11 protein-coding genes are annotated in these 12,546 nt (G+C 51.9%); 10 read left to right on the top strand and 1 reads right to left on the bottom strand.

The features are described from left to right. Positions 1–52: 52 nt before the first annotated feature. The 9 genes from ACJJIP_RS16950 (at position 53) to ACJJIP_RS16910 (ending at position 6,737) form a co-directional block, all read left to right on the top strand. A complete protein-coding gene (locus ACJJIP_RS16950; RefSeq protein WP_020412024.1) occupies positions 53–397 on the top strand; it encodes a YbaB/EbfC family nucleoid-associated protein in 345 nt (114 codons plus the stop codon). A gap of 30 nt (positions 398–427) precedes the next feature. Beyond that, entirely contained in the window at positions 428–1,036 is a 609-nt protein-coding gene (recR, locus tag ACJJIP_RS16945) for a recombination mediator RecR (protein WP_020412025.1), read from the top strand. 5 nt (positions 1,037–1,041) lie between these two features. Then, positions 1,042–2,169: a ribonuclease D gene (gene rnd / locus ACJJIP_RS16940; protein WP_444945677.1), complete on the top strand. Its 1,128-nt coding sequence runs from the start codon at positions 1,042–1,044 to the stop codon at positions 2,167–2,169. After that, the gene (locus ACJJIP_RS16935) at positions 2,170–2,457 is read left to right on the top strand and encodes a YcgL domain-containing protein (protein ID WP_020412027.1); all 288 of its coding nucleotides are present in this window, start codon (positions 2,170–2,172) and stop codon (positions 2,455–2,457) included. It begins immediately after the preceding gene. 7 nt (positions 2,458–2,464) lie between these two features. Then, positions 2,465–2,914 (top strand): YcgN family cysteine cluster protein, encoded by a 450-nt coding sequence (locus ACJJIP_RS16930; protein WP_444945676.1) that lies wholly within the window; start codon positions 2,465–2,467, stop codon positions 2,912–2,914. Next, positions 2,886–3,353, top strand: a complete 468-nt coding sequence (locus ACJJIP_RS16925) for a hypothetical protein (protein WP_245556658.1) — start codon at positions 2,886–2,888, stop codon at positions 3,351–3,353. The genes ACJJIP_RS16930 and ACJJIP_RS16925 overlap by 29 nt, the downstream gene beginning before the upstream one ends. A 435-nt stretch (positions 3,354–3,788) precedes the next feature. After that, the gene (locus tag ACJJIP_RS16920) at positions 3,789–4,469 is read left to right on the top strand and encodes a YEATS-associated helix-containing protein (protein ID WP_020412030.1); all 681 of its coding nucleotides are present in this window, start codon (positions 3,789–3,791) and stop codon (positions 4,467–4,469) included. A 139-nt stretch (positions 4,470–4,608) separates the two neighbouring features. After that, the gene (locus ACJJIP_RS16915; protein WP_444945675.1) at positions 4,609–5,454 is read left to right on the top strand and encodes an AAA family ATPase; all 846 of its coding nucleotides are present in this window, start codon (positions 4,609–4,611) and stop codon (positions 5,452–5,454) included. Between the two features lie 101 nt (positions 5,455–5,555). Then, positions 5,556–6,737: a vWA domain-containing protein gene (locus tag ACJJIP_RS16910; protein ID WP_444945674.1), complete on the top strand. Its 1,182-nt coding sequence runs from the start codon at positions 5,556–5,558 to the stop codon at positions 6,735–6,737. Between the two features lie 56 nt (positions 6,738–6,793). On the opposite strand, the gene ACJJIP_RS16905 is transcribed toward ACJJIP_RS16910, so the two are convergent. Continuing rightward, complete coding sequence (locus tag ACJJIP_RS16905) at positions 6,794–8,287, bottom strand: peptide MFS transporter (protein ID WP_020412033.1); 1,494 nt, start codon at positions 8,285–8,287, stop codon at positions 6,794–6,796. 151 nt (positions 8,288–8,438) lie between these two features. Between ACJJIP_RS16905 and hrpA the strand changes: the two genes are divergently transcribed. Further along, positions 8,439–12,353, top strand: a complete 3,915-nt coding sequence (gene hrpA, locus ACJJIP_RS16900; protein WP_444945673.1) for an ATP-dependent RNA helicase HrpA — start codon at positions 8,439–8,441, stop codon at positions 12,351–12,353. Positions 12,354–12,546 lie beyond the last annotated feature (193 nt).

Here is a 12,546-nt window from a genome sequence, read left to right as displayed (position 1 = left end):
TATGCCCGGTTTTTATTTGGGTGGTTACATGAAACAGGAATAGAGGTTACTTATGAAAGGTTTGGGCGATTTGATGCAGCAGGCCCAGAAAATGCAAGCCGACATGCAAGAAAAGATGCAGAAGCTCCAGCAGGAGTTAAGTGACCTGCGTGTCTGTGGTGAGGCTGGTGCGGGTCTGATTAAAGTCACTATGAATGGCCGTCACGATGTGACATCAGTAGAAATTGATCCTTCGTTGCTTACTGAAGATAAAGAAATGCTTGAAGACTTACTTGCGGCGGCAGTCAATGATGCGGTGCGCAGGGCTGAAGAAAAGGCTCAGGAGCTGCAAAAGCAGCAGGTTGGCGATCTTGCTTCGGGTATTAATCTGCCCGAGGGTTTTAAATTCCCGTTCTGATAGCCGGGCATCCCATCTAATTAGAGTTTTATGTTTAGTCCCCTGATCGAAGAACTGATTCGCGCATTGCGCTGCCTGCCTAGTGTTGGGCCCAAGTCTGCGCAGCGCATGGCGATGTACCTGCTGGAAAAGGATCGCGATGCTGCAGTGCTTTTGGCGCAGAGCCTGTCGCAGGCAGTGGAAAAGGTTGGCCGCTGCAACCAGTGCCGGACACTCACAGAGGAAACTATTTGCGCGCTGTGTAATAACAGTCGTCGCGAGCAAACGTCCCTATGTGTAGTGGAAACCCCCGCAGATGTTTTGGCGATAGAGCAGGCTGGCAATTATCATGGCCGTTACTTTGTACTGCATGGCCATCTCTCCCCAATTGATGGTGTAGGGCCAGCGGACCTGGGAGTAGATTTGCTGGAGCAACGCCTCGCCAGTGAGTCCCTGCAGGAATTAATTGTAGCGACCAACCCGACGGTCGAAGGTGAGGCAACGGCGCAATATATAGCTGAGCGTGCAAGGGCGCATGGTGTAGCGGTAAGCCGCATCGCTCACGGGGTTCCCATTGGAGGAGAACTGGAATATATCGACGGCGGAACTCTGGCTCATGCCTTTAACAGCCGCACATCTTTTTTCCCCTCTGTTGAGTGATACCGATGGTTGAGATAGATACCACTCCACGCTGGGTGGATAGCAGCGAGCAGCTGGCTGCCCTGTGTACCGAGTGGCGCCGGCAGCGCGCGGTAGCACTGGATACTGAGTTCATGCGCAGTCGTACCTTTTACCCTCAGCCGGCCCTGGTGCAGGTAGGGGATGGGAAGTACTGTTACTTGATCGATAATCTAGCTATTGAAGACCTTCAGCCTCTGAGGGATTTACTCCTGGATGCGGCTGTGACCAAGATCATGCATAGCTGCAGCGAGGACCTGGAAACCCTGGAATGTCTGTTGGGAGCCGTTCCTGAGCCGATTTTCGATACCCAGATTGCAGCTGCTATGAGTGGCATGGGGGCGGGCCTGGGATATGCGGCTACTGTTCGCGAGTTATTGAATATTGAATTACCGAAAAGTGAGACCCGCTCTGACTGGCTGCAGCGTCCACTGAGTGAGGCACAACAGAGTTATGCAGCTCTTGATGTCGCTTGGTTGCCAGTGCTTTATGGTGTTTTACTGAAGCGACTAGAGGGATATGGCCGGGAAGGATGGCTTCAAGAGGATTGCGCTGCACTGGTAATTGCTGCGCGTAGTCCACAGGCGCCGGAACTCTATTATAAGAAAGTAAAGGGGGCATGGCGCCTGCGTGGCAAGCAGCTGGCGGCTCTTCAAGACCTCTGTGCCTGGCGTGAGCGCGAGGCACGGGTACTAAACATGCCGCGTAATCATCTGCTCAAAGAAAATATCTGTATGGCCCTGGCCCAGCAGTTACCGCGGCATAAAGGTGCTCTGAGTCAGGCTGGGTTTGAAGGTCGCGCCCTCAGGGAGCATGGGGACAGTCTGTTGCAGGTGATTTCCCAGGCTGTACAGCGGAGCGATATGCCAGCACGCCTACCGCAGCCCCTCAATCGCCAGCAGGGAGAGGTTCTCAAACAATTGCGCCAACATCTCAGCATAATTGCTGAACGCGAGGGCCTGCCAGCTGAAATCCTTATCCGCAAGAAGGAGCTAGAGACTCTGGTGCAGGCCCGCAAGCCGGAGCTACAAGGGCGCATGTGTGGTTGGCGGGCAAAGGTTGTGGGCGAGCCTCTGCTTGATGTATTGCGCCAGCTGCGCAAAGAGGAACTATAAGTGAAAGTTTTATGTGATATATACCGCAGTCCCAAAAAAGAGGAAATGTACCTGTACGTGGATAAACGTGAGGGAACTGCGCGGGTACCTGAAAATCTATTGGAGCTATTTGGCAGCCCTCAGCACCTGACTACCATGTTGTTAACCCCGGAGCGTAAACTGGCGCGCGCAAATGCTGACAAGGTCCTGCAGGATGTGCGTGCGCGAGGTTACTATTTACAAATGCCGCCGGTAGCTGATTCTGAAATGAGTGAAATCGCATTGAAGAACAGTAAGCTGCAACGCTGAGACTGAAATGGCTCAAGTGCCTTTTTGGCGGCGTAAGACCCTTGAACAAATGAATTCTTCCGAGTGGGAGGCGCTTTGTGATGGCTGTGGACGCTGCTGTATACATAGTCTCGAAGATGAGGAGACGGGAGAGGTATATAGTACCAACGTTGCCTGTCGACTGCTCGATACATATTCCTGTCGCTGTAGCCAGTACAGCCGGCGTAAAGTATTGGTGCCTGGCTGTATACAGCTTCAAGTAGAGGACGTTCCAGAGTTCGGTTGGTTGCCGAGTACTTGTGCTTACCGCTGCCTGTCAGAAGGGCGCTCTCTACCGGATTGGCATCCACTGATTAGTGGGGACACAGAGTCGGTGCATAAGGCCGGTATTTCAGTTCGTGGCAGAGTCGTAAGTGAGGAGCTGGTGCACCCGGATGATATGGAAGAGCATGTCGTTACCTGGGTTGATGTTGATTGAGAGGATGCCTCCAGATGTTCTTGCGGGAGGCGATGAGGATTTAGAGAAGAAAGTAAAAATGTCAGAAGATTTTCAACTTGCCTGGATTGTTTACACGGCGTCGACTCTGGTGCTGTTATTGGCGGGCTGGTGGTTTATGCGCAATTGGCGCTGGAGCTGGTTGCGCCGTACTCTCTTATTAATCTTTGCAGCGGTATTGTTAGTGCCGGTAAAGGTACCTGTTGCTGAATCAGTGGCGATGCCAGTGTTACCTCTCTTTGTTTATCAGATGCTTTTTGAAGAAAATGGCGCAGCGCCGGAGGTCACCGCAAATCTGGTTTTTTCCGCTGGCGGAGCTTTGGCTGTGATGGTTTTTTGGGGGATTGTCACACTGCTGCTGCGCTTTCGGCGCGATCGACGCAGTCGCTTTGATGATGATCCTTACTTTAATGAGCAGTAACCGCCAGAGACCAGACTTTTTTTAGTTAGCGATCACTTTTAAGGGCTGGTGGACAAATAGTTGCCTATTAGCCTTTCTTGCATCTAGCCAGTTAATAGTCGACCCAAATATTTCTTCTGCGAACTACCTTTCCCCATTGGATCAAAGGCGCCGTATCCTCTGCTCCGGAGTTCTCTATCCGGTGACAGCTGCTATATCTATTAGGCTGCCTGCAGGCTTGGCGTGAGGCCATGCTAGTCGGTTCAATTTTCGACGTTGAATAAGGGCGTAGCCATATAGAAAATGCGGCTTGGAATGTCCGTAAGCAATTCGAAAATTCACTATGCTGGCAGCTTGATGGCCGGACTTAAAGAAAAATACTGAAGAAGTGCAATTGGCACATTATTCCGTCCTTGTAAGTTGGCGGAGGCTGCCATTGACGTCTGAGGAATCCTGATGCTCGACCACCTGCTGATTCTTACCGCGGTAATGCTGGTTTCGGGCATTCTTGGCGGGTTGGTGAATTACTATCAGATGCTGTTTACAGAGGAGGATCCGGCCGGTCTTGCACGTTGCCTGATTATGGGCTTGTGCGGTGCCTTGATAGTGCCAATTTTCCTCAAATTCACTCAAAGTGACCTCTTGATCGAGATCCAAGGGGATCCATCGCGCCTGCTGATTTTCACCGGCTATTGTTTACTGGCTGCCATTGCCTCGCGTATGTTCGTTTTTAATGCTGCACGTCGTCAGTTACGGGACGCCAGTATTGCCCGGGCCAGGGTTGAGAACCTTGAGCAGGAGCTGCGTACAATGCAGCTCGAGATGATGCCGTTATTGGAGCATGAAATTGAAGGGGATCTGGAGCAGGGGCCAGTGCTGGATTTTAACCAGATCCGTAAGCTGGATGAGAATGCCCTGCAAGTGCTCAACCTCCTTAATAGTGGTGAGTGTGTATTTCGCTCCCTGTCAGGAATGGTGCAAGACAGCGGTATGGAGACCAATTCTGTCGCCCGCGCCTTAAATAGCCTGTTAGTGTTGGAGATGGTCGGTAAGATTCATAGTCACTTGGGAATCCGCTGGTACATCACCAGTAAGGGAAGACAGGTGGTACATCGCCGTAGTACCCAGATGGCTTGACCCCGGTTGCATAAGCAGTCGCTCAGCCTACTCAAGCTGGTCATCCAATTTGGTCGTTCCCGCCTCGCCTCCTGCCCTGTTGTTCAATTATCATTCGCTAAATCAGATAGATAGCGGCGAATACAGGATTGGAGTAGTCATGAAATTTACCGGTACCGACAGCTATGTAGCTACTGAAGACCTGCAGATGGCGGTAAACGCAGCGGTCACCCTGCAGCGTCCCCTTCTGATCAAAGGCGAGCCGGGCACCGGCAAAACTTTGCTTGCGGAGCAGGTTGCGCAGAGCCTCGGCATGAAGTTGATCCAGTGGCATATTAAGTCCACTACCAAGGCACAGCAGGGTTTGTATGAATATGATGCCGTGTCACGCCTGAGGGATTCCCAATTGGGAGTGGATAAAGTCCATGATATTGGCAATTACATCAAGCGCGGTAAGCTGTGGGAGGCTTTCGCGGCTGAGGAACGTGTAGTACTGCTGATTGATGAAATTGACAAGGCAGATATTGAGTTTCCCAATGACTTGCTGGTAGAGCTGGATCGCATGGAGTTTTTCGTCTATGAAACCGGCGAAACCATCAAAGCCAAGCAGCGTCCCATCGTAATTATTACCTCCAATAATGAGAAAGAGTTGCCTGATGCTTTCTTGCGCCGGTGTTTTTTCCATTACATCAGCTTCCCCGACCGTGACACCATGCGCAAAATTGTTGACGTGCATTACCCGGATATAAAGGGGCAGATGGTGGCAGAGGCGATGGATATCTTCTTCCAGTTGAGGGAAGTGCCAGGCCTAAAGAAAAAGCCCTCCACTTCGGAGTTGATTGACTGGCTGAAATTGTTGATGGCAGATGATATTCCCGAAGAAGTCTTGAAAAACCGTGATAACAGCAGTGCGATCCCTCCTCTCTACGGAGCCCTGCTGAAAAATGAACAAGATGTTCATATGCTGGAGCGTCTTGCGTTTATGGCGCGTCGAGATAATCGTTAATTGGTGAATCGCTGTGTTTCAGGGAGAGGATATGCTCTTCCTGAAGTTTCATCGGTTGGTTCGATTGCAACCCTATTTTCCTATGCTGACTGCGAATTACTATGCTGATTGGCTTTTTTCTAAATTTACGCCGCTATAAATTACCGGTATCTATTACCGAGCTGCTTTCATTGCTCGAAGCTTTGCAGCAACATTTGGTGTTTGCAGACTTGGAGGAATTTTACTTCCTGGCCCGAGTTTGCCTAGTGAAGGATGAGAAGCATTTCGATAAATTCGATCGCGCGTTTGAGTCTTATTTTAAAGACCTGGAAACACTGGATGATATTGTCGAGCAGATGATCCCGGATGACTGGCTCCGTGCAGAGTTCCTGAAACAGCTCACGGAAGAGGAAAAGGCTAAGGTCCAAAGCCTCGGAGGTCTGGAAAAACTGTTGGAGGAATTCAAAAAGCGCCTTGAAGAGCAGAAAAAGCGCCACAGTGGCGGCAACCGCTGGATCGGTACCGGTGGCACCAGTCCTTTTGGTAACAGCGGCTATCACCCGGGAGGAATTCGGGTTGGGGGTAAGGGCCGCAACCGCTCGGCATCCAAAGTGTGGGAGAAGCGTCAGTTTAAGAACCTGGATGACAGTGTCAGCCTGGGTACTCGTAATATCCAGGTCGCCCTGCGCAAGCTGCGAAAATTTGCCCGCACCGGCGCTGCTGAAGAGCTGGACCTGGATAACACAATTTCCTCCACAGCACGCAATGCGGGCCTTTTGGATATCCAGATGGTTCCGGAGCGGCACAACGCGATAAAAGTATTGATCTTTTTTGATGTAGGGGGCTCCATGGACCCCTACGTACGGGTTTGTGAAGAACTGTTTTCAGCCTGCCGCTCCGAATTTAAGCACCTGGAGTATTTTTATTTCCACAACTTTGTCTATGAGCATGTTTGGAGAGACAACCAGCGTCGTTTCAGTGAAAACACTTCATTGCTGGAAGTACTGCGTACTTATGCCAAAGACTATAAAGTTATTTTTGTGGGCGATGCCTCTATGGCGCCCTACGAAATTACCAGCCGCTATGGCAGTGTCGAGCATATGAATGAGGAACCCGGTGCTGCCTGGATGGAGCGAATTACGAATACCTACAGTAACCTGGTCTGGTTAAATCCTGTCGGTGAGGAGTACTGGCAATACACCCCCAGTATTGGAATGACACAGCGTTTGGTCGATGGGCACATGTACCCGATGACTTTGGCGGGGTTGGATAGGGCGATCGCCTATCTGGTAAAAGGGCGCTGATGCTGCAGTAATATCTTTCAAGTCAGGCGGCACTGTCCGAACCGCCTGATCACTTGTTACTTATCATTGCCGCTAAAGTGTTTTGGGGGCACACCGTCGTGATCGGCGGTGATACTTAATTCCTCTTTAGTGGTTTCTCCTACTGTGGCGTGCACCTCCTCCGCGCCATGCATCCAATCCACCAGTTTCTCGCGAATGAGATACAGGATAATTCCTGCAACAATGGCAACCAGGGCTACGCCCCCAAAAGTAGCGAGAGGGCCGGACACTCCCACCAACTTGCCAATTTCCGCCGCTCCTTTGTTAGCAATACCAATAAAGGCAAACCAAAGCCCCATCATTAAGGATAAATAGCGTAGAGGGGATAATTTGGTGACTACTGAAAGCCCGATAGGTGATAGGCACAGTTCACCGATAGTGTGAAAAATATAGGCAAACACCAGCCACCATATACTTGCTTTTATGGTTGTAGAGTCTCCGATTTGTAATGCTGCTCCACACATTGAAATAAAGCCGATACCAAGAAATACCAGCCCCAGGCTGAACTTGGCTGGCGAGCTGGGTTCCTTATCTCCCATTCCTATCCAGATGCTGGCCATAATCGGCGCGAGGATAATGATAAATATGGGATTCACCATCTGTAGCCAACTGGCTGGAATCTCCCATCCCAAGATATTTAGGTCGGTGCGATATTTGGCAAACAAGTTCATTGAGCCGGCAGCCTGCTCAAAACCGGCCCAGAAAATCACTATAAAAACACCAAGTACCAATATGACCTTTATACGGTCTCGCTCTTCGTGAGTCAGGGGACGATGCTTTTCGGCCTCTTCATGTTTCCGGTTTTTGAGTTCCAGGTGTGCAGAGGGCTCTACGCCGATTTCTCCCAGATAGCGCTTGGCCTGGGTCATTTGCAGCAGCAGGCCCAACAACATGCCGACTCCTGCAACGACGAAGGCCAACTGGTAGTCCACCTTCTCTCCAACCCAGCCCACAACTAAATAACCGAGGATTGAGCCCAGGTTTATGCCCATATAGAAAATGGTAAATGCCGTATCGCGACGGTGATCTCCCTCTTCGTAGAGGTCTCCGACCATGGTGGAAATATTTGGTTTGAAGAAACCATTGCCGATAATCAGCAGGGCCAGTCCCAGCCACAGCATATAGATCTCACTGCCATTGGGCAGCCAGGCGTGGGGGAAGCCAAGGGAGAATTGTCCCAGCATCATCAGGGTGCCGCCGAACATAATGCAGCGGCGTTGTCCCCAGCGGTTGTCCGCCATCCAGCCGCCGATAATTGGAGTCAGGTAGACCAGCATTGCGTACCATCCCAGGTAGCTGAGGGCTTTGGATTGTAATTCGGTCTCGGTGAGCTGCTCCCAGCCGAATACTGCAGCGGTGGCCGTGGAGGTCAGGTAGAAAACAAAAATACCGCGCATACCGTAGTAGCTGAGGCGTTCCCACATTTCTGTACCAAACAGCAGAAACAGGCCTTTGGGATGGCCAAACAGCTGCCCGGCGCTGGAGGGGGGCTTGGGCTTGATCTCTTGCATAGTACCGCTCGCAAGGTGTGACCCTGAGGCGCAATGGTGCTTCTAAAATTGACCTCTATCTGCTCCAGTATAGATGAGCGCCACAGTAAGGTTTGATAGCCCTATCGTATCCAGGGGTTATAATCCCGCGTTTGCCATTGCTGTACGAATTATGAGTCACACCGAAGCAGAAAAAGTTGTGGGAGCGCTGCAAACCCGTATCCCGGCCTGTATGGGTAGGGATCGTTTTGACTTGCGCAGAACCCTGAAGAACGTGCGCCGGCGCCAGAAAGAGGGCAAGCCGGTCGATCGAATGCTGGCCCAGCTGGAACAACAGTTACAAGCGTCTGAAGCCCTGGTGGAAGAGCGTCGGCGAAAGCTACCGGACGTGCAGTGGCCGGAAGCACTGCCCGTGGTAGCGCGGCGTGATGAAATCGCCGGGTTGATCGAAAAGCACCAGGTTGTAGTTATTGCCGGTGAAACCGGTTCTGGTAAAACCACCCAGTTACCGAAAATCTGCCTGTCTCTGGGGCGGGGGATTTACGGCCAGATTGGCCACACCCAGCCGCGCAGGATTGCCGCTCGCACTGTGGCCAATCGAATCGCCGAGGAATTGCAGCAGCCCTTGGGGGAATCAGTCGGTTACCAGGTGCGTTTTACCGATCACAGTACTGAGCATACCCATGTCAAACTAATGACAGACGGCATTCTGCTGGCAGAAATTCAGCGTGACCCACTGTTAAATAAATATGACACGCTGATTATCGATGAAGCCCATGAGCGCAGTCTCAATATTGATTTTCTGCTGGGCTATTTGAAAACTATCCTGCCCAGGCGTCCAGACCTGAAACTGATCATTACCTCGGCCACTATCGACCTGGAGAAATTCTCCCGACACTTTGATGATGCGCCCATTATCGAGGTATCTGGCCGGACCTATCCGGTGGACATTCATTACCGCCCGGCCGTGGACAGTGATGCGGATCTCAATGAACAGGTCGTAACTGCGGTAGGGGAGTTACTGCACGAGGAAAAATCCAGCAGCCGGCGCGGCGGGGATATACTGGTATTTATGAGTGGCGAGCGGGAAATCCGTGAATGTGCCAAGGCCCTGCGGGATGCGCAGATTGCCCAGCTGGAAGTATTGCCCCTTTATGCGCGTTTGAGTCTGGCGGAGCAGGCCAAAGTCTTTCACGGCCATAAAGGCCGCCGTATTGTACTCGCCACCAATGTGGCGGAGACCTCTATTACGGTGCCGGGAATTCGCTATGTGATCGACCCGGGTACTGCACGCGTCAGCCGCTACAGCTATCGCAGTAAAATTCAGCGACTGCCCATAGAGCCGGTTTCCCAGGCCAGTGCCAACCAGCGTGCCGGCCGCTGTGGCCGCGTCAGTGCCGGTGTCTGTGTACGCTTATATGAAGAGCGGGATTTTGCGCAGCGTCCGGAATTTACCGATGCGGAAATTCTGCGTACCAACCTGGCTGCAGTAATCCTGCAAATGTTGCAGTTGCGTATTGGTGATATCCGCGAGTTTCCTTTTGTTGATCCGCCCGATCCGCGCCTGATTAATGATGGTTACAAGCTATTACAGGAACTGCAGGCCGTCGATGGTCAGGGCAGGGTCACCAAACTGGGGCGAGCCCTTTCACGATTGCCGCTGGACCCACGACTGAGCCGAATGTTGCTGGCCGGGGCAGATAATGGTAGTGCGCGTGAATTATTAGTTATTGTCGCCGCCCTGGCCGTACAGGATCCGCGCGAACGCCCGGTGGAAAAGCGTCAGGCAGCGGATGAAAAACATCGCCAGTGGCAGCATGAGCAGTCAGATTTCCTGTCCTTTGTACAGCTTTGGGATACTTTCGAAATCCAGCGTCAGGAGCTGAGTCAAAATCAGTTGCGAAAATGGTGCCAGAAAAATTTCCTGTCCTGGTTGCGTATGCGTGAGTGGAGAGATATCCACCACCAACTGCGGGTGGCTTGCCGCGATCTTGAAGTAAAAGAAAACAAAGAGCCAGCGGAGTATGAAGCGGTACACCGGGCTATAGTCGCAGGTCTTCTCAGTAATATTGGCGCTCGCGATGAGAACAAGGAATTTATTGGCTGTCGCAATCGCCGCTTCCATATTTTCCCTGGATCTGGCCAGTTCAAGAAGCCTCCCCGCTGGGTTGTTGCCGCCCAGTTATTGGAAACCAGCCGTTTATTCGCCCATACGATTGCAAAAATAGAGCCCGATTGGGTATTGGCTGCATCCCAGCACCTGGTAAAGAGAAATTATTTCGAGCCTCATTTTGATGCCCGTTCGGGTCAGGTGATGGCCTTTGAGAAGGTTTCCCTGTACGGCCTGGTGCTGGTGGAGAAACGCCGGATTCCCTACGGTAAGCTTGATCCGAAAACCGCGCGGGAAGTCTTTATTCGCCAGGCTTTAGTGGAGCAGCGTTATCGAGGTAAAGGCCGTTTTTATACACACTACACCGACCTGCTGAAATCTCTGGAAGAGCTGGAGGCTAAATCCCGCAGGCGGGATATTCTGGTAGATGATGAAGTGATTTATCGCTTTTTCGATGAGCGTATACCTGCCGATATCGTTAACCTGGCTGGGTTTGAGCACTGGCGCAAGAAAGTGGAATCCACTGATCCGCAGTTGCTCTTTATTCCCCGTGAATTGTTGATGCAGCAGAGTGCGGATCACGTCGGCGAAGCCCAATTCCCCGATGAATTGCAATCGGGCGGTATTGTTTATCCGCTCAGCTATCATTTCGAGCCGGGTAGTGTGGATGACGGTGTCAGCATTCAGGTACCGGTTGCGGCTTTGCACCAGGTGCCCGCTGCTCGACTTTCCTGGCTGGTGCCTGGAATCCTACGGGATAAATGTATTGCCCTGGTCAAAGCCTTACCTAAACAGTGGCGTAAATATTTTGTCCCCGTACCAGCAGCAGTGGATAAAGCCCTGCCGCGATTGCGCCCGGATAATGTCCCCTTATGGCAGTCACTAGCACTGGAGTTACAGCGCCAGACGGCGCAGCAGTTGCCTGATAGCGCCTGGGAATCCGCTGAGCAATCCCTGGAAGATTATTATCGCTTCAATATCCAAGTGGTGGATGAGGCAGGTAAATTACTCGACCAGGACCGAGATCTCTCGCTGCTACAGGCGCGCTACCGCGATCGGGTGCAGCAGGGGCTTGCGAGTGCAGGAGACAGCTTTGAGCGGGAGGGGATTACCAGCTGGGACTTTGGAGAGCTTCCAGAAACCCACACCCTTAACCAGGGCGGCCTCAAGGTGCGGGCATACCCGGCTCTGATAGAGGAAAAAGACAGTGTTTCTCTGAAACTCCTGGATAACCCGGATGACGCGCGCCGGCTGAGTCGTGCAGGTATTTCCCGCCTGGCACTGTTGCACTTGCCGGAGAAGGTTAAATACCTGCGCAAGGAGCTGCTTCGTGGCAAGGAGCTGGGGTTATCTGCCGCGGACTTGGGGCGGCGTGAAGAGGTTGCAGACGATATCCTGTTGGCTGCCGTGCGAGAGGTATTTTGGCCCAAGGGCAATTGGCCGCGTACCGAAGCTGAATTTCTGTCCGCGCTGGAAAATGATAGTGACCTGGTGGGGGTGGCCCAGGAAATTGGGAACCTGCTGGTCAAAGCTTTAGCCCTACTTGTGCCCCTGCGCAAACAGATCAAACAGCAGAAAAACCTGGCAGTTGCAATGGCGGTGGGAGATATTCAGCAGCAATTGTCTGGGCTCTTTTATCGCGGTTTTCTGTTCGATACCCCTCTGGAATGGTTGCGTCAGTATGGCCGTTATCTTAAGGCGATCGCTATGCGACTGGAAAAAGCCGTCCTCGACCCGAATCGTGATCGCAAATTACAGGTTGAGTACCACAAGGCCGCGGAACCTTATGCCGGTCTGGCTGAAAAATATTCAAGCAGGGAGTTGGCTGCGGAAGCCTTGCTAGTGGATTACCGCTGGATGCTTGAAGAGTTCCGCGTTTCTTTATTTGCCCAGACCCTGAAAACCCTTATGCCAGTATCTTCCAAGCGCTTGCATAAGGCGTGGTTGGAGGCTGATGGGAAGGGGCTGGTAGGTTGATTGCCACTATTGGTATGAGATCACAAAAAAACTGATTTCTTTATGTAATATTCTGGCGACCGGTTCGACAAACCTTATGTGAGTAGGCTATAGGTTCAAAGTGGCGTGAGATTCTCACCCTAAGCTGGCTAGCCTCAACAAATGACGGTTTTCCACCCCGCGTCATTATACTGGCGCGGGAGAAAAGAAAGTC

It is taken from the genome of Microbulbifer variabilis, from assembly GCF_052467165.1.
Note: the sequence above shows the minus strand (reverse complement) of the source record. Positions and strands in the feature narration are given on the sequence as shown.